24 protein-coding genes are annotated in these 24218 nt (G+C 34.0%); 21 read left to right on the top strand and 3 right to left on the bottom strand.

The features are described 5' to 3' along the window. Positions 1 to 7 precede the first annotated feature (7 nt). Positions 8 to 490, top strand: coding sequence for a tRNA (uridine(34)/cytosine(34)/5-carboxymethylaminomethyluridine(34)-2'-O)-methyltransferase TrmL (gene trmL / locus B6D18_RS07330; protein ID WP_086363861.1), 483 nt, complete (start codon positions 8 to 10; stop codon positions 488 to 490). A 205-nt stretch (positions 491 to 695) separates the two neighbouring features. Here the strand turns inward: trmL and efp are convergent, their stop codons facing one another. Further along, positions 696 to 1262 (bottom strand): elongation factor P, encoded by a 567-nt coding sequence (gene efp, locus B6D18_RS07325; protein WP_034901106.1) that lies wholly within the window; start codon positions 1260 to 1262, stop codon positions 696 to 698. Positions 1263 to 1294: 32 nt separating this feature from the next. Here efp and epmB point away from each other — a divergent pair, with 32 nt between their 5' ends. The 6 genes from epmB (at position 1295) to nudC (ending at position 5768) form a co-directional block, all read left to right on the top strand. Next, positions 1295 to 2320: an EF-P beta-lysylation protein EpmB gene (epmB, locus tag B6D18_RS07320; RefSeq protein ID WP_086363851.1), complete on the top strand. Its 1026-nt coding sequence runs from the start codon at positions 1295 to 1297 to the stop codon at positions 2318 to 2320. A 160-nt stretch (positions 2321 to 2480) separates the two neighbouring features. Next, entirely contained in the window at positions 2481 to 2621 is a 141-nt protein-coding gene (rpmH, locus tag B6D18_RS07315; RefSeq protein WP_025314679.1) for a 50S ribosomal protein L34, read from the top strand. Positions 2622 to 2632: 11 nt separating this feature from the next. Further along, on the top strand, positions 2633 to 2989 hold the full coding sequence (gene rnpA / locus B6D18_RS07310) for a ribonuclease P protein component (RefSeq protein WP_086363850.1): 357 nt from the start codon (positions 2633 to 2635) through the stop codon (positions 2987 to 2989). Positions 2990 to 3036: 47 nt separating this feature from the next. Beyond that, complete coding sequence (yidD, locus tag B6D18_RS07305; RefSeq protein WP_254048628.1) at positions 3037 to 3279, top strand: membrane protein insertion efficiency factor YidD; 243 nt, start codon at positions 3037 to 3039, stop codon at positions 3277 to 3279. After that, the gene (gene yidC, locus B6D18_RS07300) at positions 3279 to 4904 is read left to right on the top strand and encodes a membrane protein insertase YidC (RefSeq protein ID WP_086363848.1); all 1626 of its coding nucleotides are present in this window, start codon (positions 3279 to 3281) and stop codon (positions 4902 to 4904) included. Before yidD ends, yidC begins: the two co-directional genes overlap by 1 nt. 60 nt (positions 4905 to 4964) lie before the next feature. Beyond that, on the top strand, positions 4965 to 5768 hold the full coding sequence (nudC, locus tag B6D18_RS07295; protein ID WP_086363847.1) for an NAD(+) diphosphatase: 804 nt from the start codon (positions 4965 to 4967) through the stop codon (positions 5766 to 5768). 23 nt (positions 5769 to 5791) lie between these two features. On the opposite strand, the gene B6D18_RS07290 is transcribed toward nudC, so the two are convergent. Both B6D18_RS07290 and hemB read right to left on the bottom strand, forming a co-directional pair. Further along, complete coding sequence (locus B6D18_RS07290) at positions 5792 to 6706, bottom strand: hypothetical protein (protein WP_086363846.1); 915 nt, start codon at positions 6704 to 6706, stop codon at positions 5792 to 5794. A 386-nt stretch (positions 6707 to 7092) separates the two neighbouring features. After that, the gene (gene hemB / locus B6D18_RS07285) at positions 7093 to 8103 is read right to left on the bottom strand and encodes a porphobilinogen synthase (protein ID WP_086363845.1); all 1011 of its coding nucleotides are present in this window, start codon (positions 8101 to 8103) and stop codon (positions 7093 to 7095) included. 182 nt (positions 8104 to 8285) lie between these two features. Here hemB and rpsU point away from each other — a divergent pair, with 182 nt between their 5' ends. The 14 genes from rpsU (at position 8286) to B6D18_RS07215 (ending at position 24149) form a co-directional block, all read left to right on the top strand. Beyond that, the gene (gene rpsU / locus B6D18_RS07280; RefSeq protein WP_034882800.1) at positions 8286 to 8501 is read left to right on the top strand and encodes a 30S ribosomal protein S21; all 216 of its coding nucleotides are present in this window, start codon (positions 8286 to 8288) and stop codon (positions 8499 to 8501) included. Between the two features lie 133 nt (positions 8502 to 8634). Next, positions 8635 to 10416: a DNA primase gene (gene dnaG, locus B6D18_RS07275; protein ID WP_086363844.1), complete on the top strand. Its 1782-nt coding sequence runs from the start codon at positions 8635 to 8637 to the stop codon at positions 10414 to 10416. 82 nt (positions 10417 to 10498) lie between these two features. Further along, positions 10499 to 12337, top strand: a complete 1839-nt coding sequence (gene rpoD / locus B6D18_RS07270) for an RNA polymerase sigma factor RpoD (RefSeq protein WP_086363843.1) — start codon at positions 10499 to 10501, stop codon at positions 12335 to 12337. 67 nt (positions 12338 to 12404) lie between these two features. After that, positions 12405 to 13376, top strand: coding sequence for a bile acid:sodium symporter family protein (locus B6D18_RS07265; RefSeq protein ID WP_086363842.1), 972 nt, complete (start codon positions 12405 to 12407; stop codon positions 13374 to 13376). A 68-nt stretch (positions 13377 to 13444) separates the two neighbouring features. Continuing rightward, positions 13445 to 14959, top strand: coding sequence for an inorganic phosphate transporter PitA (gene pitA, locus B6D18_RS07260; protein ID WP_086363841.1), 1515 nt, complete (start codon positions 13445 to 13447; stop codon positions 14957 to 14959). Positions 14960 to 15023: 64 nt separating this feature from the next. Further along, positions 15024 to 15476: a universal stress protein UspA gene (gene uspA / locus B6D18_RS07255; RefSeq protein WP_086363840.1), complete on the top strand. Its 453-nt coding sequence runs from the start codon at positions 15024 to 15026 to the stop codon at positions 15474 to 15476. Positions 15477 to 15598: 122 nt separating this feature from the next. Then, a complete protein-coding gene (locus B6D18_RS07250; protein WP_086363839.1) occupies positions 15599 to 16351 on the top strand; it encodes an SDR family oxidoreductase in 753 nt (250 codons plus the stop codon). A gap of 141 nt (positions 16352 to 16492) precedes the next feature. After that, complete coding sequence (locus B6D18_RS07245; protein ID WP_034901131.1) at positions 16493 to 16822, top strand: hypothetical protein; 330 nt, start codon at positions 16493 to 16495, stop codon at positions 16820 to 16822. A 320-nt stretch (positions 16823 to 17142) separates the two neighbouring features. Next, positions 17143 to 19599, top strand: coding sequence for a bifunctional aspartate kinase/homoserine dehydrogenase I (gene thrA, locus B6D18_RS07240; RefSeq protein ID WP_086363838.1), 2457 nt, complete (start codon positions 17143 to 17145; stop codon positions 19597 to 19599). Then, positions 19600 to 20538: a homoserine kinase gene (gene thrB, locus B6D18_RS07235; RefSeq protein WP_086363837.1), complete on the top strand. Its 939-nt coding sequence runs from the start codon at positions 19600 to 19602 to the stop codon at positions 20536 to 20538. It abuts the gene before it with no gap. A 76-nt stretch (positions 20539 to 20614) separates the two neighbouring features. Beyond that, positions 20615 to 21904 carry a threonine synthase gene (gene thrC / locus B6D18_RS07230; protein WP_086363836.1) on the top strand — a complete coding sequence of 430 codons (1290 nt, stop codon included), beginning with the start codon at positions 20615 to 20617 and terminating at the stop codon, positions 21902 to 21904. 161 nt (positions 21905 to 22065) lie between these two features. After that, entirely contained in the window at positions 22066 to 22518 is a 453-nt protein-coding gene (gene nrdR / locus B6D18_RS07225) for a transcriptional regulator NrdR (protein ID WP_086363835.1), read from the top strand. A gap of 20 nt (positions 22519 to 22538) precedes the next feature. Continuing rightward, entirely contained in the window at positions 22539 to 23642 is a 1104-nt protein-coding gene (gene ribD, locus B6D18_RS07220) for a bifunctional diaminohydroxyphosphoribosylaminopyrimidine deaminase/5-amino-6-(5-phosphoribosylamino)uracil reductase RibD (protein ID WP_086363834.1), read from the top strand. A 33-nt stretch (positions 23643 to 23675) separates the two neighbouring features. Further along, positions 23676 to 24149: a hypothetical protein gene (locus B6D18_RS07215; RefSeq protein ID WP_086363833.1), complete on the top strand. Its 474-nt coding sequence runs from the start codon at positions 23676 to 23678 to the stop codon at positions 24147 to 24149. Positions 24150 to 24218 lie beyond the last annotated feature (69 nt).

Genomic DNA, 24218 nt, shown 5'->3' with positions numbered 1-24218 from the left:
TATTGTGTTGAATGCGCCTTTAAATATTGTGTTGTTTGAACCTGAAATTCCGGCTAATACGGGTAATATTATTCGTTTATGTGCTAATACTGGTTTTAATTTACATATTATCGAACCAATGGGATTTTTTTGGGACGATAAAAAACTAAGGCGAGCAGGACTTGATTATCAGGAATTTGTTGATGTAAAACGTTATAAAAATCTTGATCATTTTTTAGAGGCAAATCAGCTGGATTTGGCTTCACAAGTTTATGCTTTAACCACAAAAGGCCAAAAACCACATAGTGAAGTTAATTATAAACAAGCAGATTTTTTAATGTTTGGCCCTGAAACTCGAGGTTTACCAAATCGCATTCTTGATGAGCTACCACAAGATAGAAAAATTAGAATTCCAATGGTCGCCAATAGTCGCAGTATGAATTTATCTAATTCTGTTGCTGTAGTTGTTTATGAATCATGGCGACAACTAAATTATATTGGTGCTAAATAAACTAAAATTCTTAATTTATATATTGTTAGTTTATTGCCATTCGCTGGTTTGATTGAGTGCTGGATAGGTAATTGTCGAAAAGCTGTGCCTCATTATTGAAATAAAAACCCCTTTCCTCAAAATAAATATTAACTTTCTTACTTAGTAAATAAAAAAGAGGTCATGTTGACCTCTTTTTAAAAATAGCTTTTATATCTCGTTAATATTATTTAACACGTGAAACGTATTCACCAGAACGAGTATCAACTTTAAGTACTTCACCAATTTGTACAAATAATGGAACACGTACTACAGCACCAGTTGATAGTGTCGCTGGTTTACCTCCAGTTCCTGCAGTATCACCTTTTAGACCTGGGTCGGTTTCAATAACCTCTAGTTCAACAAAGTTTGGTGGCGTTACCGCAATTGGTTGACCATTCCATAAAGTTAAAATACATTCAGCTTGATCAACTAACCATTTAGCATTGTCACCTACAGCTTTAGCATCAGCAGAAAGTTGCTCAAATGTATCGTTATTCATGAAATGCCAAAATTCACCATCAGTATATAAATAGGTTAAATTCATATCAACAACATCAGCGGCTTCAACGGATTCACCTGATTTGAATGTTTTATCAACAGTCTTACCTGAAAGTAATTTTTTTATTTTTACGCGGTTAATTGCTTGTCCTTTTCCTGGTTTATAAAATTCATTTTCAACAATTACACACGGTTCGCCATCTTGCATTATTTTAAGACCGGCTTTAAACTCATTAGTACTAAAAGATGCCATAAAAGCTCCAACTATCATTCTGAATTACAAAAATGAGCCACATTATACAGCAAAATATTGAACAACCAAATAAAGATGAGTGGATTTTTGAACTTGCCAATGTCGTTACCGATATCAAAAAGCTTTATCGTTGTTTGAATTTAGATCCTGAGGCAATTTCTCTGCCTATGTTGCAAGCGAGAAAGCAATTCCCGCTTCGGGTTCCTATGGCTTTTATCAATCGGATGAAAAAAGGCGATAGTCAAGATCCATTGTTGCTACAAGTTCTTTGTGATGAAAAAGAATTAATTAATGTAGCGGGTTTTAGTGAAGATCCTTTAGAGGAGCAAAATAATACTATTCCGGGATTACTACACAAATATCATAATCGTGCGTTATTAATGATTAAAACTGCATGTGCGATTAATTGTCGATATTGTTTTAGGCGGCATTTTCCTTATCACGATAATCAAGGCACTAAAAAAAATCTTGGTGCTGCATTGGAATATATTGCAAGTCATCCAGAACTGGATGAAATAATCCTCTCTGGTGGTGATCCTTTAATGGCTAAGGATCACGAAATGGCCTTTTTAATAACCGAATTAGAGAAAATACCTCATATCAAGCGTTTACGTATTCATAGCCGTTTAGCTGTGGTAATACCTAATCGTATTACTAGCGAACTGTGTCGGTTATTTGCTAAAACTCGGTTACAAATTGTATTAGTTACCCATATTAATCATCCAAATGAAATTGATGACAATGTTACTGATGCTATCAAGTGTTTAAAGGAACATCAGGTAACGGTTTTGAATCAAAGTGTGTTATTGAAAAAAGTTAATGATGATGCTGATGTATTAGCTTGTTTAAGTAATAAATTATTTTCAATAGGCATTTTACCTTATTACATCCATTTATTGGATAAAGTGCAAGGAGCTGCTCATTTTTTAGTGGATGATGACAATGCTAAGCAAATTATGAGACAACTTGCGAAAAATGTATCGGGTTATCTTGTGCCAAAATTAGCTCGTGAAATCGGTGGTGAAAAAAGTAAGCGAGTCATAGCGATTAATGATTAATAAGGGCGATATATTCATTTAATACAGTCCTTACAATTTATGTATCAAAATCTCATTGACGAAAAATAAAATAGCCTCTATAATTCGGGCCTCTTTAATTAATGCTGTGGAGTTTATACTCTACAACTTGTTGATAAATTAGATTTGGATATAAATCGTCATGAAACGCACATTTCAACCATCAGTATTAAAACGTAATAGAACTCACGGTTTCCGTGCTCGTATGGCTACTAAAAACGGTCGTCAAGTTCTTGCTCGTCGTCGCGCTAAAGGCCGTGTTCGTTTAACCGTTGCTAGCTAATTTAAAGTTGAGTGACTAAACTCACTTTTCCTCGGGAGTTACGTTTGTTAACTCCCTTCGATTTTAATCGCGTCTTTCAAGAATCTATTCGTGCAGGTTCGCCTTTTCTTACTTTAGTTACACGGAAAAATGATCTGGCTCATGCTAGATTAGGTTTTGCTATAGCTAAAAAACAGGTTAAACGAGCACATGAGCGTAATCGAATTAAACGATTAGCTAAAGAATATTTTCGTCACCATCAACATCAGTTTCCTAATATCGATTTTATTTTGATGGCTAAACAGCCGGTTATACAATTGAATAATCAACAATTAGTTGAGACATTAGACAAACTATGTCAACAAATCATCAAAAAACAAAAAAACTGAATAAATTGATATTAATATTTAAACAGCATTTTTATGCAGTTAAGTATTTGATTATTAATGTTTTTATTTTTATTGTTAAAATATACCAACGTATTATTAGTCCTTTATTAGGGCCTAAATGTCGCTTTACTCCTTCTTGTTCTCAATATGCTGTAATTGCATTAAGACGCTTTGGATTAATAAAAGGTAGTTGGCTAACTGTCAAACGTGTATTAAAATGTCACCCTTTACATGAAGGAGGTGAAGATTGTGTACCTCCTAAAACTAAAACCGATAGAGAAAAACACTAATGGGATCTCAACGTAATATTTTAGTCATTGCTTTACTTTTTGTCTCTTTCCTGCTTTGGAAGGCATGGGAAGAAGATCATGCGCCAAAACCGCCAGTTGCTAACCAATTGACGCAACAAATAGGTGAAGATTCACCAGCGGATTTCGCAAAAGGTAAAACAATCACGATAAAATCTGATGTATTGTCATTAACGGTTAATACCTATGGTGGCGATGTACAAGCTGCACAATTGTTAAAATATGAGCAGTCTCTTCATTCTGGTACGCCTTTCCAGTTATTAACATCTAAACCTGACTTTATTTACACTGCTGAAAGTGGCTTAACAGGTAAAGATGGTCCAGATAATGCAATTCAAGGAAATAAACGTCCAGTATATCAAACTGCTCAATCTGAATATGTTTTAGCTGATGGTGTAGATGAGTTGAAAGTTCCATTAACGTATCAAGTTAATGGAGTGACTTATACTAAATATTATATTTTACATCGTGGCAATTATGCTATTGATGTTCAGTATAATATTGATAACAAAAGCCAAAATCCTGTAGAAGTATCGATGTATGGTCAGTTAAAACAAACTATTGATTTACCAGATGATGCTGTTACCGAAGGTGGTGGCGGATTAGGATTAAGTGCGTTTCGTGGTACCGCTTATTCCAGTACTGATACTAATTATAGTAAATATAGCTTTGGCGATATCAAAGATAAGGCTTTATCAGTTGAAACTAATGTTGGTTGGGTTGCTATGTTGCAACACTATTTCGCTTCTGCTTGGATCCCTGAGCAGGATCAAAACAACCTATTTTATTCACGCGCCACGGCTAAAAATTCTCAAGCTACGATTGGTTTTAAAGGTGAAACTGCCGTTATTCAACCAGGTAAAACTCAATCAGTTAGTGCAAAATTATGGTTAGGTCCTGAAATCCAAAGTCAGTTAAAAGAAACCGCTAATCATCTTGATTTAATTGTTGATTATGGTTGGTTATGGTTCTTATCGCAACCACTGTTTTATTTATTGAAATTTATTCAAAGCTTTATAGGAAATTGGGGCTTTTCAATTATTGTTATCACTTTTATCGTACGTGGTATTTTATTCCCACTAACACGAGCACAATATCGTTCAATGGCTAAAATGAAGTTATTGCAACCTCGGTTACAAGCACTAAAAGAGCGTTATGGTGATGATAGACAAAAAATGAGTATGGAAACAATGGCTCTTTATCGACAAGAGAAAGTTAATCCTCTTGGCGGTTGTTTACCATTGTTGATTCAAATGCCGATCTTCTTATCACTGTTCTATATGTTAGGTAATACAGTAGAGTTACGTCATGCTCCATTTGCTCTTTGGATCTATGACTTATCAGCGCAAGACCCATATTATATTTTACCGTTATTAATGGGCGGTACTATGTTCTTAATTCAGAAGATGTCACCAACACCGGTTACCGATCCATTACAGCAAAAATTAATGACTTATATGCCATTAATCTTTACGGTGTTCTTCTTATGGTTCCCATCAGGTCTAGTTTTATACTATATTGTAAGTAACTTATTTACGATTGCTCAGCAACGTATAATTTACTGGGAACTTGAGAAAAAAGGTCTTCATGAGAAGAAAAAGAAATAGTTTGATGGAAAGGAGGAGTAATATCCTCCTTTTTAATATTTATTTTTTGGTGTTGATGTTATGGATATACAAAAACAATATAATTTAATCGGTAACGAAAAAGGCTACTGGTTTGTGAGTAAAAATGGTCGTCTATGGTTACCTAATGGCGAAGTTCCCAACGGTAGTGCCAGTGAATTAGGATTTACCAATAAACTTGCTCAGCCTATTGGTGAATGGAATGGACAAATTGCGTGGTTAATTTGTCAAGAGATGAGTAGTTCCATGGGCTCGATTAGACCTTTACTTAGTAGTGCTGATCAGTCTTTGTTTAATATGGCTGGCAGAGCGGTACAATTGTCTGAGTTTTATCGGTCTCATAAATATTGTGGCTACTGCGGTCATGAGATGTATATCAGTCAAACCGAATGGTGTTGTCTATGTGATCATTGTCATCAACGTTATTATCCACAAATTTCACCATCCATTATTGTCGCTATTCGCAAGGAAAATAAAATTTTATTGGCAAAACATGTAAGGCATAATCAAGACAATTTATATACTGTATTAGCGGGTTTTACTGAAATTGGTGAAACTATGGAAACAACAGTGGCCAGAGAAGTCTATGAAGAGTCAAAAATAAAAATTAAAAATATTCGTTATGTAGGTTCGCAACCTTGGCCATTTCCTAATTCTATGATGATGGCTTATTTAGCAGATTATGATAGTGGTGAGGTTACTATCGATAAAAATGAGTTAGTAGAAGCGGATTGGTACCATTATTCTCAATTACCAAAAATACCTGAATATGGTACGATTGCAAGGCGTTTAATTGAGGACACAATTATACTTTGTCGTGAATATGATGAGTTTGGTGAAAACTGATCATATTCACTTTATTTAATAAGTTATAGATACTCGATGGTTCTGGTTAAATTAATTTTACTTGAACCATTTCCGGTTGTTTCACAAACAGCTTTGGTCCAGTCATTATTTTGGTTGTATTCAGAATAACTACAAGTTTCAGTAGATTCTAATTCTTGTTCATTTTTATCATTAATGATGACTTCACCTTTAGCAGATAATTTGAAGGTACGAGTAATCGTTTTTTCTAATTGTTTGTCTGCATTATAAATAACATCTTTTTCTCTTACTAAAACGGGTAATTGTTTTTTATCATCCATTTTTACATAAGCGTTATATAAAACTTGTTCGACCAGATCATTTTCATAAATAATCTTACTGGTAAAATTAATATTATTATCAGCGAAGTTAGATAAAGTGGTTTCAACTAAACGGCCTTGCTCGTCAAATTCACTAATAGCAACAATTTCATCATTACTATTTTTCATACCAATGATATTTTTCGATTCATCAAAGGTAATGTCATAACTGTTTCTGGTATCTTTCATTCCATAAATGTATTTAGCTGTGTCATAATTTATTTCACCATATAATCCTTCCAAGTCGTAATTTTTAACATAACCTTGATTGTTATAATTAATAGATTTTTTGTCCGAACTTTGAATAGTTTGCTGTTTAATGAGTTTCTTATTAGGTAATAACTCTGGTTCGGTATGAAATAGATAGCTATTGGTTACTTGGGTTGGTAACTGTAATTTATTGTCATTACTAGAATTTATTGTATTGTTTTCATTGCTGTTTGTTATGCTGGTATCTTTACCATTTTGGGTATCAGTATTAACTTTGTTATTTTGATTAGTCGTTGGAGTTGCATCGGATGATGGTTGGCTGTTTTTTTTATCATCACACCCAGTCAACAAGAAAATACTTAATAAGAGAAGATAGATATAATTTTTCATAATATTGGCTTCTTAATGTTATTGGTTAAAATTTTATTTATATCTAATAGCGATATTAATATTTCGATTCATCAGTTTGTTCCAACTATGGGCAATAATATTTATATTATTGAATAGTTACTTGATCATCATATCAGACTAATCTCCACTTTCATCACCTAATTTGTAATTTTTAGTGTCAGAATAAGTTACTTAATATATTTTATCCATAAATTAAGATTTTGTAATTGATTTAGTTTAATATTTATTAAAACACTAAAACATTATTGATGTTATTTATTACAAAATATTTGACTGATTTAATTTGGGTTATTTGTTTCTCTAAAGAGATTAGATTTTGCTTTAAAGATTTGTGTTCGTTTTACATTGTTAATCATATGCAGCTATTACTGGTTATTGAGCCATTGGGCTACTTGCTTAGCAAAATAAGTTAACACGCCATCGGCGCCTGCTCGTTTAAAACAGAGTAGAGATTCCATGATAGTGGACTTTTCATCTAACCAACCGTTTTCGATTGCGGCCATCAACATTGCATATTCCCCCGATACTTGATAGGCAAATGTAGGCACTGCAAAAGTTTCTTTTACTCGGCGAACAATATCTAGATAGGGCATGCCAGGTTTAACCATGACCATATCTGCACCTTCATTTAAATCTTGATAAATTTCTTGTAAGGCTTCATTGCTATTAGCTGGATCAAGCTGATAAGTTTTTTTATTGCCACCTTTGATATTATTGGCTGAACCAACGGCATCACGGAAAGGCCCATAAAAGCTAGATGCATATTTTGCTGAGTAGGCCATAATTTGGCTATTAACAAAATTATGTAATTCTAGCTCTTTACGGATTGCGCCAATTCGACCATCCATCATATCACTTGGTGCAATTATGTCTGCCCCAGCATCTGCTTGTATTAATGCTTGTTTTATTAACGCTTCGACAGATATATCATTGAGAACATAACCGTTATCATCAATAATACCGTCTTGACCATGTGTCGTATAAGGGTCTAGGGCTACATCGGTTAAAATTCCAAGTTCAGGTATTTCTTTTTTTAATGCTCGAATTGCCCTAGGAACTAAACCTTGTTCGTTATAAGCTTCTTCGGCTAATAGTGATTTTAGGGAAGGCTCAATAGCTGGAAATAATGAAAGTACCGGTATACCCAATTTGGCAATTTGTTCAGCTTCTTTCATTAATATATCAATACTCATTCGTTTTACATTCGGCATTGATGATACGGATTGAGTGATATTGTAGCCTTCAACAATAAATACTGGATAAATTAGATCATTAACCGTCAAATGGTTTTCAGCTACCAAACGACGACTAAAATCTTGTGCACGGTTTCGACGTAAACGTTTTTGTGGATATTGACCAGTAAAGAAAGACGACATAAAACACCTATATATCTTTAATTAAACTATTTTATTATCTGACTCAAAAAGTAGATTAGCAAATTAATTTATCATATAGTAATTATAAGATATTTTACTTTACAACCTATATCAATTAGGAGTAAAATTGCGCACTAATTTTAGTCCTTTGTGATATTAAACAAATTTGAGGTGAGAGGCACATGCCAGTAATTAAAGTACGTGAAAATGAACCTTTCGATGTAGCATTACGTCGTTTTAAACGTTCTTGCGAAAAAGCAGGAGTATTAGCTGAAGTTCGTAATCGTGAATTTTACGAAAAACCAACAACTATTCGTAAACGCGCAAAAGCAGCTGCTGTTAAACGCCATGCTAAGAAATTAGAAAGAGAAAACGCTCGTCGCACTCGTCTATATTAATTTTTATACTGAAAATTTAAATTGTTTTTAAAAAACAATTCATTTATATTTTAGATATAAACAATTTTAACAAGCCGTATTATTATTACGGCTTGTTGTCTTTTCATAATGCCGTAATTGGTTGAATTTTATCATGAAAGGTCTTATTCCTCGCGATTTTATTTTAGATTTGCTTGCCCGCACAAGTATTCTTGATGTGATAGGTAAGCGTGTTAAAATGAAAAAAAAGGGAAATAATTATTTCGGTTGTTGTCCTTTTCATGATGAAAAAACCGCTTCTTTTTCATTAAATGAAAAAAAACAAATTTACTACTGCTTTGGATGTGGTGCATCAGGCTCTGTTGTAAATTTTTTAATGCAGTATGAACGATTAACCTTTCCTGAAGCCATTGAAGAAATTGCTAGTATGCAAGGCATTCGTGTTCCTTACACGGAAGGTGATAGTAATCAAGCTGATCAATCAAAGCAAATTGAATCGCGTAATTTGCGTCGTGATCTTTATTCCTTGATGGCAAAAATCACCGATTTCTACCAACAACAACTAGCTTTATCAACTTCAAAAGATGCTCATATGTATCTTGAGCAACGTGGTTTAAATCAAGAAATTATAACTAGATATAAAATAGGTTATGCTCCTAATGAGTGGCGTTTAACTTCACAAAATGTAGTAAAAACTAAAGCTGAAACGAAATTATATAATCAAGCTGGCATGTTAGTTACCAATGATAGTGGTAACCAATATGATCGTTTTCGTGGTCGTATAATGTTTCCAATTCGCGATAGACAAGGTAATGTCATTGCTTTTGGTGGTAGAACGATTATCAATGATTCAGCTAAATATATTAATTCACCCGAAACGCCTATTTTTCATAAAGGTTTCCAATTGTATGGTCTTTATGAAGCGCAAGAGGTTAATCGAAATCCTGAGCAGCTGATTGTGGTTGAAGGATATATGGATGTCGTTTCACTGGCCCAATACGGTATTGATTATGCAGTTGCTGCATTGGGTACATCAACCTCTGAAGAACATATTAAATTATTATTTAGAGCAACTGATTCTGTCATATTTTGTTATGATGGTGATAATGCAGGACGAAGTGCTGCTTGGCGAGCACTTAACGTATTACTACCTTGTTTGATTGATGGTAAACAAATCACTTTCGCATTTTTACCACAAGATGAGGATCCGGACAGTTTTGTGCGTAAAGTTGGTAAAGATGGTTTTGAAGATTATGTAAAAAATTCACCTAATCTATCTGAATTTTTGTTTGATGAATTATTAAAACAAGTTGATCTAAAAACCGCTGAAGGTAAAGCTAAATTGAGTTCGCTTGCCATACCTTTGCTTGAGCAAGTCAAAGCAAAAGCATTCAGACTTAATTTACTTCAGGAATTAGGTCGTTACTTAGGTTTACTTGATATATCACAAATAGAACAGCTCATTGCAGCTAATCAAAATAAAGGTGAAAATAAACCTATTGAACTGATATCTGCACCGCAGATGAAATTAACGACCATGCGGATTTTGATTGGTTTATTATTGCAATATCCGAATATGGCTAAAATGGTTGCAGATATTAATGTTATGCGACAAGTTAATTTAGCTGGTATAGATATATTTATTGAACTACTTGAATTATGCCAACAATACCCAAATATAACTACAGCACAGATATTAACTGAGTGTATCAGTCGGCCATTTTATAAACAGCTAAATCGTTTAGCTACATGGGAGTACCATTACCAAGATGATGAAATAGAGTCAATTTTTTCTCATACTTTAAAAGAGTTATATGATAATATACTCGCCCAAAGGCAAGATGAACTGATCGCAAAAGAAAGAGTCTCCGGATTAAGTACCGCAGAGAAAAAAGAATTAGCGACATTAATACTTGTTTTATCAAAAAAAGACTAAATATACAGGGTATATGTAGAAAATTATTTGCAATTCTACATATATAATATACATGACCGAATAACTAAATGTGGATACCTTTATGGAGCAAAATTCTCAATCACAGTTAAAACTCCTGATCATCCGAGGAAAGGAGCTAGGATACCTGACCTATGCTGATGTCAATGATCACTTGCCAGAAGAAATCATTGATTCAGATCAGATTGAAGATATTATCCAAATGATCAATGATATGGGCATTCAAGTACTTGAAGAAGCCCCAGATTCAGATGAACTATTACTTTCTGATAATGTTCCGGATGAAGAGGCCGTTGAAGCAGCTACAGCATTAGTATTATCTAATGTAGAATCAGAAATAGGCAGAACGACAGATCCTGTCCGTATGTATATGCGTGAAATGGGTGCAGTTGAACTATTAACCCGTGAAGGCGAAATTGATATTGCAAAACGTATTGAAGATGGTATTAATCAAGTTCAAACATCTGTATCAGAATATCCAGAAGCGATTACTTATCTTTTAGAACAATATAATTTAGTGGAAAGTGGCGAGGTTCGCTTATCAGATCTTATCACTGGTTTTGTTGATCCTAATGCGGAAGAATCATCTGAAGAGCTTCCAGAAGAGTTGGAAGAGAGTGAAGCTGAAATCGATATTGATGATAGCGATGATGAAAGTGAAGAAGATGGCGATTCTTCAGCTGATGATGATGTTTCAATTGATCCTGAAGTGGCAAGAGCCAAATTTTCTGAACTTAAAGAACAGCATGATAAAACCTCAGAAGCAATAAAAAAATATGGCCGAGCCCATAAAAAAGCACAGCAAGAAATTGAAAATTTATCTGAAGTTTTCAAACAATTCAGATTAGTAGGTAAACAATTTGATATTCTTGTTAATAACATGAGAAGCATGATGGATCGCGTAAGAGCACATGAGCGTGTCATTATGAAGATCTGTGTTGAACAGTGCAAAATGCCGAAAAAACAATTTATGACGCATTTTAGTGGCAACGAAAATAACATGAGTTGGTATAAAAAAGCTGTTACTGGTAAAAGTGCTTTTGCTACTAATTTAATGGAATTTGAAGCGCCAATTGAAGCTGAAATTAACTGTTTACAACAAATAGAAACAGAAACGAATCTTTCTATTGAGCAAATTAAAGATATTAATAGACGAATGTCTATTGGTGAAGCAAAAGCTCGACGGGCTAAGAAAGAGATGGTAGAAGCCAACTTACGTTTGGTAATTTCAATAGCGAAAAAATATACTAACCGGGGCTTACAGTTCTTAGATCTTATTCAAGAAGGTAATATTGGCTTGATGAAGGCTGTTGACAAGTTTGAATATCGTCGAGGATATAAATTCTCTACATATGCGACTTGGTGGATTCGACAAGCAATTACTCGTTCAATTGCTGACCAAGCAAGAACAATACGTATACCAGTGCATATGATTGAAACAATCAATAAACTAAATCGAATTTCACGTCAGATGTTACAAGAAATTGGTCGTGAACCAACACCAGAAGAACTATCTGAGCGCATGCAAATGCCTGAAGAAAAAATTCGTAAAGTATTGAAAATTGCTAAAGAGCCTATTTCAATGGAAACACCAGTAGGTGATGATGAAGATTCACATTTAGGTGATTTTATTGAGGATACAGCACTTGAGCAACCATTAGATGCCGCTACATCTGAAAGTCTGCGTAGTGCAACACGTGATATTTTATCTGGCTTAACACCTCGTGAAGCGAAAGTATTACGTATGCGATTTGGTATTGATATGAATACTGACCACACTCTTGAAGAGGTAGGTAAACAATTTGATGTAACGCGTGAACGTATTCGTCAGATTGAGGCTAAAGCATTACGTAAATTACGTCATCCAAGCCGATCTGATGTACTGCGAAGCTTCCTAGAATAACAGCATAATTTTAGATATATCGCCACTTTTTGTGGCGATTTTTTTAACTAATAATCAAACTAATATCATGAATATACTTCAACGTTTTAAAATTGATTCATTCTTGCTGATTTTAATTTGTGTTGTGATGACGGCAAGTATTTTTCCATGTGAAGGACAAGCTAAGGTTGTTTTTGAGGATCTCACCACTTTTGCTATTGGCCTATTATTTTTTATGCATGGAGCAAAACTGTCATTTGATGCGATAATTATTGGTATAAAAAACTGGCGATTGCATTTATTGATATTTGTTATTACTTTCGTGGTATTTCCTATTCTAGGGATAATGATGCAAATCCTTGTACCAACTTTCTTATCTGAAGATCTTTATCTAGGCTTTGTTTATCTTTGTGTTTTACCTGCTACGGTTCAATCTGCAATTGCTTTTACATCAATAGCAAAGGGGAATGTGGCTGCAGCGATTTGTAGCGCATCGGCATCGACATTATTAGGTGTATTTATTACCCCTGTATTAGTTGGCCTGTTAATGCATACTCAAGCTGCTGCTTCGATGAATATATTAGATGCTATTGAATCTATTATGCTTAAACTAATGTTACCTTTTGTGGTTGGTCATTTATCTAGACGTTTTATTGGCAAATGGGTGGATAAATATAAAAGTGTTATTTCAAAAACTGATCGTATATCAATATTATTAGTTGTTTATGTTGCTTTTAGTGATGCGGTAGTTAATGGTATTTGGGCAAAAGTTAGTTTTTTATCTCTTTTAGAAATTATTTTTTATTCGATAATTTTATTAACCATCGTGTTATTAATTACTACTTATAGCGCGAGATTATTCGGATTTAGTAAAGAAGATGAAATCACAATTGTATTTTGTGGCTCTAAAAAAAGCCTTGCAAGTGGTATTCCTATGGCTAGTGTGATTTTCCCCATGTCTATAACTGGAATAATGATTTTGCCGTTAATGATTTTTCATCAAGTTCAATTAATGATCTGTGCTGTATTAGCTTCTCATTATGCGAAACGAAAAATGTAAAAATTGTTTTGCTCATTGTGGTATTCTCAAGGATAATAGAGCCGCTATTAACAACAGAAAGATATATTATGTTTCATCTATTTGCTGATTTAGACTTTTCAACCATTATATTACTAGTTTTAGCACTATTTTTTGTTCTTTTTTACGAGGCAATTAATGGCTTTCATGATACCGCAAATGCAGTTGCGACAGTAATATATACTAGAGCCTTAAAAGAACAGCTTGCTGTTTTTATGGCTGGTATGTTTAACTTTTTTGGGGTATTGCTTGGTGGACTTAGTGTTGCTTATGCAATTGTGCATCTTTTACCTACTGATTTATTATTGAATGTAAGTTCTGCACATGGTCTGGCAATGGTATTTTCGATTTTATTTGCCGCTATTATATGGAACTTAGGTACATGGTATGTAGGTATACCAGCATCAAGCTCACATACTTTAATTGGTGCAATTATTGGTGTTGCATTAGCTAATGCATTTATTATGGATACATCTATTATTGATGCACTTAATATTCCTAAAATGATCCAAATCTTTTTATCATTAATCATTTCGCCTGTTGTTGGTCTTGTGATAGCCGGATTAATGATTTTTTTACTTCGGAAATATTGGACTCGTAAAGGTCAAAGTAAAAAACGTAGTAAAAAAAGAGAGCGTATTTTTATGACGCCAGAACAACGTGAAAAACTCTATGGTAAGAAAAAACCACCATTTTGGATTCGCATAATGTTGATCATTTCTGCTGCTGGGGTAAGTTTTTCTCATGGCGCTAATGACGGACAAAAAGGTATTGGTTTATTAATGTTAGTATTGATGGGAATTGCACCTGCTGGATTTATTGTAAATATGGGAGCATCAACCTATGAAATTACTAATACCAGAAATGCCATTCATAATATTGAAGAATATTTTATTACTCATAATGATGAACTTAATACTGTAATAGGAAAACAGTCTGCTGCAGATACTTCTATTCCTGTAAATGATTTAAATCAATATCATTGTGATTACTCTCGTTCGTTTACTACATTAGGGATTGCTAATAATTTGTTTAATAAAATGAATGATTATGGTTCGCTTAACGTAGATCAACGCTCTCAGGCTAGACGTATTTTATTATGTTTATCTGATACGGTATCTCATGTTGCTAAACAACCAAATGTACCTGCAGAAGATAAGCAATACTTAAAATCATTAAATAATGATTTATTAAAAACTGTAGAATATGCGCCAGTTTGGATTATTATCGGTGTAGCTTCAGCGCTTGCTGTAGGTACTATGATTGGTTGGCGACGGGTTGCGGTGACCATTGGTGAAAAAATCGGTAAAAAAGGGATGACTTATGCTCAAGGTGTCTCTGCACAAATTACGACCGCGTTATCAATCGGGATAGCAAGTTATACGGGTATGCCTGTATCAACGACTCAAGTTCTTTCCTCATCTGTCGCTGGTACGATGATTGTTGATGGTGGTGGGGTACAAAGTAAAACAATTAAAAATATTGCATTAACTTGGATTCTTACTTTGCCAATTTCAATTTTGTTATCTGGGTCACTATTTTGGCTTGCTCAAAAATTAATTTAGTAGTAAAAAGGAAGTATAAATTCTAATTTAATTTGAGCGTCAAAAATAGGAAGGAGTGAATATTATGGCTTATAAACATATTTTAGTCGCAGTGGATTTATCACCAGAAAGTGAAGTTCTTGTTGAAAAAGCAGTCTCTATGGCTAGACCATATAATGCTCAAATATCACTAATTCACGTTGGTATCAACTATTCAGATCTTTATACTGGTTTAGTTGATATTAATATGAATGATATGAAAGATCGTATCACTGAAGATGCTCATATTGCATTAAATAAACTTGCTGATGATGCTGGTTATCCTATTGCACACACTCTTTCTGGCAATGGTGAATTCGGCCAAGTATTAATTGAAGCTATCCATGAATATGGCGCAGATCTGGTTGTTTGTGGTCATCACCAAGATTTCTGGAGTAAATTAATGTCTTCTGCTCGTCAACTGATTAATAATACCCATATTGATACGTTGATTGTTCCTTTGAAAGATGAAGAGTTTTCCGAAGAACCAGCTAAATGAAATATTCGATATCAACCCGTTATATAGCGGGTTTTTTTATATTTAATGCAGAATAATTTATCATTTATTTCAATATTATAAAGATAAATTCAGACAATTATCATGAGTAAAGGGGATTGAATATGAACATCGCTTTAGTTACTGGTGCTTCTTCTGGTTTTGGTCAAGCTATTTGTCGAAAACTTATTGCTGACGGTTATAAAGTCATAGGTGCAGCTAGACGGGGTGATAAATTACAGAAACTTGCTGATGAGTTAGGGGATAATTTTTTACCTTTAACGTTTGATGTTACCAAAAAAGATGCAGTCGAAACCATCTTATTGCAACTACCTAAAGAATTTCAATCAATTGATATATTAATCAATAATGCTGGATTGGCATTGGGATTAGAACCTGCTTATGAGGCGAACTATAATGATTGGGAAACCATGATTCAAACAAATATTATTGGCTTAATTCATCTAACTCATCAAATTTTACCAAGTATGGTTGAACGTAATTATGGTTACATAATAAATCTTGGATCGGTAGCGGGTACTTATGCTTATAAAGGTGGTAATGTTTATGGTGCTTCTAAAGCTTTTGTTAAGCAATTTAGCGCTAATTTACGGACAGACTTATTAGGTAAAAAAATCAGAGTGACAAATATTGAACCTGGATTATGTGGTGGTACGGAATTTTCAAATGTACGATTCCATGGTAACGAAGAACAAGCTACAGAAGTTTATAAAGGTGTTGATCCTATTACTCCTGAGGATATTGCTAATACTGTGTCATGGTTAATAAATACACCTACTCATTTTAATGTGAATTCAATTGAAATTATGCCAGTTGCCCAAGCTTCAGCTGGGTTAGCTGTTTGTAAACAAGTTTAATATTAAATTAAATTGACATTGATATATCAATGCGTTAAATAAAAAATAATAAAAAAATAGAATTGAAAATCAAAATAGACTTGCACTTATGCTAATGGATTGCTATTCTTTTTGCTTGTGATTTTGATTGAGGTTTTAGCAATGACATTTTCAGACGTAACAAAAACATTTGCGACAAGCTTACCTGGTACCGATTCGTATGTAAAACTACGTAAGGCTATGAGGACTCTAATCCAAGATGATCCGAAAAATGCATCAGTTTATTTTTTGATCTTTGGGTTTGCGCGTACTTATGTCATGTTATATGAAGATCAGGAAGTTTCGCCACAATTTGCTGAAGACAATCAAAAATTAATGTTATCGTATCTCAATATACTTGATGAAGCATTAAAAAAACAGGATGCAGAAAGTATCTACCAAGCCTTAAATAAGGTAGTGAACGAATACGAAAACAGCAAAAAAGTTTTTTAATTTTTACAGCCTGACATGAAAATGTCGGGCTGTTTTGTTTAGGGATTATTTTAGGTAAAATGATGAAAATTGTGATGATGATTTCAAGTATTATTGGTACCACCGGCACTATTATTAATTATAGGGCGGGTTGATTTTTCCTTAAAAAATATCGAAAAACCCGCCAGAAAAGGCGGGTTTTTTGTTTTATAAAATAAAAAATGTTCAAAAACATTAATAACAGAAAAAAAGAATTCAAAATATTGATTTTATAAGTGATTTAAAAAAATTGCATTTTGAATTGTCATTGGCATAAATTAGAAAAATAAGTAAGGTGTGATATGAAAGTTTTAAAATTTGGAGGAACATCTGTTGCTAACGCAGAACGCTTTTTGCGTGTAGCAGAGATTATTGAGAATAATGCTAAACAAGAACAAACAGCAACAGTTTTATCTGCACCAGCTAAAATTACCAATCATTTAGTCGCAATGGTTGAAAAAACTGTGGCACGGCAAGATATACAAACAAATATTTATGATGCAGAAAAAATCTTTGCGGATCTCTTAGCAGGAATATCACAAGCACTGCCTAATTTTGCTTATGAAGAGATGAAAAAATTTGCACTCAATGAGTTAAATAATGTCAAACAATTGTTAGAAGGTATTCGGTTATTAGGTCAATGTCCTGACAGTATCAATGCAACTATTATTTGCCGTGGAGAAAAACTTTCAATTGCAATCATGCAAGAAGTGCTAAAAGCAAAAGGTCATGCGGTAACTGTAATTAACCCTGTAGCAATGTTAATTGCCGAAGGCGATTATTTAGAGTCAACAGTTGATATCGTTGAATCGTCTCATCGAATCAGTGAGATGCGTATTCCACAAGAAAATATTATTTTAATGCCAGGTTTTACTGCTGGAAATGAAAAAGGTGAATTAGTTGTTCTTGGTCGTAATGGTTCTGATTATTCTGCATCAGTATTAGCAGCATGTTTACGTGCAAATAGCTGTGAAATTTGGACCGATGTTGATGGGGTTTATACTTGTGATCCAAGAATTGTACCAGATGCTAAATTACTAAAAACTATGTCTTATCAAGAGGCGATGGAGTTATCTTACTTTGGTGCTAAGGTGCTTCATCCAAGAACAATTTTACCAATTGCCCAATTTCAAATTCCATGCTTAATTAAAAATACCAATAATCCAGATGCTCCGGGAACTTTAATTGGTGCCAATGTTGTGGATAGTTCTACTCCAGTAAAAGGTATAACTAATTTAAATAATATGGCGATGATTAATGTATCAGGGCCAGGGCTGAAAGGTATGGTTGGTATGTCTGCTCGGGTATTTTCGGCTATGACTTATGCTGGTATTTCGGTAGTACTGATTACCCAATCATCATCAGAATATAGTATTAGTTTTTGTGTTCCTCAAACCGAACTATACCGTGCTGAAGAGGCATTAAGTGATGAATTTTATTTAGAATTAAAAGATGGCTTACTTGAACCTATCGAAGTGATTGACAAATTGGCAATTATATCTGTTGTTGGTGATGGTATGCGGACATTACGTGGTTTATCGGCTAATTTCTTTACTGCATTAGCTCGAGCCAATATAAACATCGTAGCAATTGCACAAGGTTCATCAGAACGTTCAATCTCGGTTGTGGTTGATAATGATGTTGCTGTAATGGGGGTACGTGTAACGCACCAAATGCTTTTTGGTACAGATAAAATGTTAGATGTTTTTGTTATTGGTGTTGGTGGTGTTGGTGGAGCATTGGTTGATCAAATTGGTCGTCAACAAAAATGGCTTAAAAATAAACAGATCGATTTACGAGTTTGCGGGTTATTCAATTCCAAACATTCTGTACTTAATCGTGATGGTATTGATTTAGTTAATTGGCGTGATCAAATAAAACAAAGTGACACAAATTATACTTTAAATAGTATTATTGATTTTGCTAAAAACAACCGATTACTTAATCCAATTCTAGTTGACTGCACTTCAAGTAGTGACGTATCAGATAAATATGTTGATTTCCTTGCCAATGGATTCCATGTGGTTACACCTAATAAGAAAGCTAATACAAGTTCAATGGCTTATTACCTTCGCTTACGTCAAGAAGCGACCAATAGTAAGCGTAAGTTTCAATATGATACCAATGTTGGTGCTGGTTTACCTGTAATAGAAAATTTACAAAATCTGCTTAATGCAGGTGATGAACTGATCAAGTTTTCCGGTATATTATCAGGATCGTTATCTTTTATTTTTGGTAAATTAGATGAAGGTATGTCATTATCAGAAGCGACTAAATTGGCGAAAGAAAAAGGCTTTACCGAACCAGATCCTCGTGATGATTTATCTGGGACCGACGTAGCTAGAAAATTATTGATTTTAGCTAGAGAAGCAGGATTACAACTGGAACTAGATCAAATTAAAGTTGAATCTGTTCTTCCTGTGGAATATTCTCAAGGTAATATTGATGAGTTTATGTCAAAACTGCCACAATTAGATGCTGAATTTAAAGAAAAATCAGAAAAAGCAGCTAAAGAGGGGAAAGTATTACGGTATGTAGGTAGTATTGATGATGGTCAATGTAATGTCAAAATAGAAGCTGTTGATGCAGACGATCCACTTTATAAAGTTAAAAATGGTGAAAATGCGTTAGCATTTTATACAAGGTATTATCAGCCAATTCCATTAGTATTACGTGGTTATGGCGCAGGTAATGATGTAACAGCAGCAGGTGTTTTTGCTGATATTCTTCGAACCACATCGGGAAAAATTGGAGGCTAAATGAGTCATAAATCATTAACTGTTTATGCTCCTGCATCAATGGCAAACATTAGTGTTGGTTTTGATATTTTGGGGGCGGCAATCAATCCAATTAGTGGTGCAATGTTAGGTGACTGTATTACTATTGAGTCTGCAACTGAGTTTAACCTTACTTGCAAAGGGCAGTTTGTCAAAAAACTGCCAAAAGATCCCAAGTTCAATATTGTTTATCAATGTTGGCAGCGTTTCTGTAAGGCTATGAATAAAACATTACCTGTGAGTATAACTCTTGAAAAAAATATGCCAATTGGTTCTGGTTTAGGATCAAGCGCTTGCTCAGTAGTTGGTGCTTTTGTTGCATTAAATAAGTTTTTTAATGAACCATTTAATGAGTTTGAAATGCTTTCGATGATGGGAGAGCTAGAAGGGCGTATATCTGGTAGTGTGCATTATGATAATGTAGCACCTTGTTATTTAGGTGGTATGCAACTTATTCTCGATGAAATGGGTGTTATCAGTGAGTCGATTCCTCACTTTGAAAATTGGTATTGGGTAATGGCGTATCCTGGTATTAAAGTCTCTACAGCAGAAGCCAGAGCTATTCTGCCTGCTCAATATCAAAAAGCTGATTGTGTTGCTCATGGTCGCTATGTCGGTGGTTTTTTACATGCTTGTTATACTAAACAGCCTAAACTTGCTGCGGCAATGTTAATTGATAATATTGCTGAACCTTATCGTAAACAATTACTACCTAATTTTGATGAAACACAAAAGAAAGTAAAACAACTTGGCGCATTAGCTTCAGGGATATCAGGATCTGGACCGACGATGTTTGTTGTGGCGGATAATCTTGAAACTGCACAGCAGATAGAGTCATTATTAAAAAGCTCTTATCTACAAAATGAAGATGGTTTTACCCATATTTGTAAAATAGATCCACAAGGTGCAAGAGTGATTTAAGTTAATTGTTATTAAATTCAACAATAAGATTAAATCAAAAAAAACAATTAAAGTATAAAAATAGTTGGAAAAAATTATGAAATTGTATAACTTAAAAGATCATTCTGAACAAGTTAGTTTTGCTCAGGCTGTACAACAAGGATTAGGTAAAGGGCAAGGATTATTTTTCCCAGAGCAATTACCAAAATTTTCAGATGCAGAAATAGAGTCATTGTTAAATATGGATTTTGTTACTAGAAGTGCCAAAATATTAGCGGCTTTTATTGGTAATGAAATTAGTGATAACGATATGCATCGATTAGTACAAAATGCCTTCCAATTTCCGGCGCCAGTCAAATCAGTAGAAGATGATATTGGTTCACTTGAACTCTATCATGGTCCAACATTAGCATTTAAAGATTTTGGTGGTCGCTTTATGGCACAAGCATTAGTTCAAGTAGCTGCAGATAAAAAAATCACAATCTTAACGGCAACTTCAGGAGACACAGGTGCAGCTGTTGCTCATGCTTTTTATCACTTACCGAATATTCGCGTAGTGATTCTATATCCAGAAGGTAAAATTAGTCCATTACAAGAAAAACTATTTTGTACTTTAGGTGATAATATTCACACCATTGCTATTCAAAGTGATTTTGATGCCTGCCAAGCGCTAGTTAAAAAAGCGTTTGATGATGAAGAGTTAAAGACTAAAATTGGATTAAACTCAGCAAACTCCATTAATATAAGTCGGCTTTTAGCGCAAATTTGCTATTATTTTGAAGCATATGCTCAATTGACAGCAAAACAACGAGAACAATTAGTTATTTCTGTGCCAAGCGGTAACTTTGGTGATTTAACTGCCGGATTGCTGGCTAAAACTATGGGATTACCAATTAAACGTTTTATTGCAGCAACTAATGCTAACGATACTGTTCCTCGTTATTTAGAAACCGGTAAATGGGAGCCACATAAAACTGTAGCTACACTATCTAACGCTATGGATGTAAGTCAACCTAATAACTGGCCAAGAATTGAGGAAATTTATCAACGAGAAGGTTGGGTATTAAAATCATTAGGTCATGCAGCTGTTTCTGATGAGGTTTCTGTACAAACCGTTCAAGAATTGGATAAAAAGGGTTATTTATCTGAGCCTCATGGTGCTATTGCTTATCGAGCTTTACGCGATCAATTGCAAGATGGGGAGTATGGTTTATTTTTAGGAACTGCACATCCAGCCAAGTTTAAAGAAGTGGTAGAAGATATTCTTGGTAGGTCTATTCCATTACCATCAGCATTAGCTGAAAGGGCTGAGATGCCATTGCTTTCTCATTATATGCCTGATGATTTTGCAAAATTACGCGATTTTTTAATATCATTAACATGGTAAATCAATTTTTCGTCACCGAATAGGTGGCGGAAAATTAACATTCATTTGAGTTTACTGCCGTTAGAAATAGTATGCAGAATTTATATTACTTAGCTTAAATCTTGTTTAAAATAATAATTTCAGCTATTGTAATGTAAGTTAAACGTTTTCAGGATATATTTATGCACTGTCCGTTTTGTAATGCTGATGATACAAAGGTTATTGATTCTCGATTAGTTGGTGAAGGTTTTCAAGTTCGTCGTCGTCGACAATGTGTGGAATGTAATGAGCGTTTCACAACCTTTGAAGTGGCTGAATTGATTATGCCTAATGTTATTAAAAGTAATAAGGTTCGAGAACCTTTTAATGAAGAAAAACTTCGTAATGGTATAAAACGAGCTCTTGAAAAACGTCCGGTTAGTTTTGATGCAATTGAAGATGCTATTACGCGTATTAAATCAAAACTTAGAGCTACCGGCGAACGTGAAGTGCAAGCAAAATTAATTGGTGATTTTGTAATTGAAGAGCTCAAAAATCTTGATAAAGTTGCTTATATTCGCTTCGCTTCTGTTTATTTCAGTTTTGATGATATTGAACAATTCAGTAATGAAATAGCGAAGTTGCAACAAAAATAATTTTAATTTAAAAGATAGCTATGGATAAAGATCTATATTATATGCAGCGAGCTATTGAGCTTGCTGAACTTGGTCGCTTTACCACTACCCCTAATCCTAATGTTGGTTGTGTTATTGTTAAAGATGATCAGATCATTGGCAAAGGTTATCATCAAAAAGCTGGCCAACCCCATGCCGAAGTTTATGCATTAAGAATGGCTGGTGACCAAGCAAAAGGGGCAACGGCTTATGTAACATTAGAACCTTGCAGTCATTTTGGCCGAACTCCACCTTGTGCTGATGCTCTTATTCAAGCTGGCATAATGCGGGTAATTATTGCTATGCAAGATCCTAATCCTAACGTTGCTGGTAATGGCATTAAACGACTAAAAGATGCGGGAATTGACGTTCAAGTCGGCATTTTAACTGAGCAGGCTGAGGCAATTAATAAAGGTTTTTTAAAACGCATGCGGACAGGCCTTCCATACGTCCAACTTAAAATGGCAGCTTCATTGGATGGTAAAATTGCTATGGCCTCCGGTGAAAGTAAATGGATCACATCAGCATTAGCAAGACAAGATGTACAACAATATAGAGCTCAAGCTAGTTGTATATTGAGCACAAGGAAAACAGTTCAAGCTGATAATGCCAGTTTAACTGTTAGATATAATGAATTACCTGATTCAATTAAGGAGATTTATCCTTTCGATGAAGTTCGTCAACCCATACGAGTGATAATCGATAGTCAAAATCAAATGATTGGTAATGAAAATATTTTCAACAATTCTGGTGAAACTTGGATTGTTCGTAAGCAAAATCTGCCAATATTATCTTCAAATAGCAAACTTATCATTGAATCATCAACTAATCATCAAGTTGATTTATCAGAGTTGTTATCCATATTAGCTAAGCAACAAATGAATTCTGTGTGGGTTGAAGCTGGATCTCATTTAGCCGGTGCGCTAATTGAACAAGATCTGGTTGATGAATTAATCATATATTATGCTCCTAAATTGCTAGGTCATAATGCCCAAGATATGTGCGTATTACCTAATCTACAAAAACTTTCATTCGCTCCTCAATTCCAATTTGAGTCTATTGACGTTGTCGGTGATGATTTACGAGTGGTATTAAAAAGAAAATAATAACTTATTTTCTCTGAAAATAAGGATTAAAAAATGAATCAGGATATTGGCAATATGTATAAAAAGCAAAGGTTTACAACTCTTGATATTGAGCAATTTCTTAATACAAATGAATACCAGATAATTGATGATTTTTCTTATGCCGAAATAGAAGGTATGGCCAAGGTCTGTGGTTATCAAATTGTATTTTTTTATCTTTCAGAAAATATTGCGGTATTATCGATTGATGATGTTGTAGGGAATCCTTTTTTGGTTGATAAAGCCAATCAAATTTTAAGTTATCTTGGTTTTGAGTTTAAAATTGGTCATCCATTTGAATTAACAGAGCAGTTTAATCATAATTACATATTTAAAGATTCTATTTATGAAGATGAAATGCGTTATTACTATGACTTTCAAGGAATGTTGTTAGTTTTAGGCATCAATTGGCAAGGTGATTTAGTTTCACTTGAATTAGTTAAGGATAAAAGTATTATCAATAATCGTTTAGAGATTTTTTCTACTTAAAACGATTTTAATTTTTTTAAATTTAAGCACCATTCTTTTAACAGGTATTATTAGTATCGAGTTTATTAG

The sequence above is a fragment of the Gilliamella sp. A7 genome (assembly GCF_002142015.1).
Classification (GTDB): domain Bacteria; phylum Pseudomonadota; class Gammaproteobacteria; order Enterobacterales; family Orbaceae; genus Gilliamella; species Gilliamella apis_A.
Note: the sequence above shows the minus strand (reverse complement) of the source record. Positions and strands in the feature narration are given on the sequence as shown.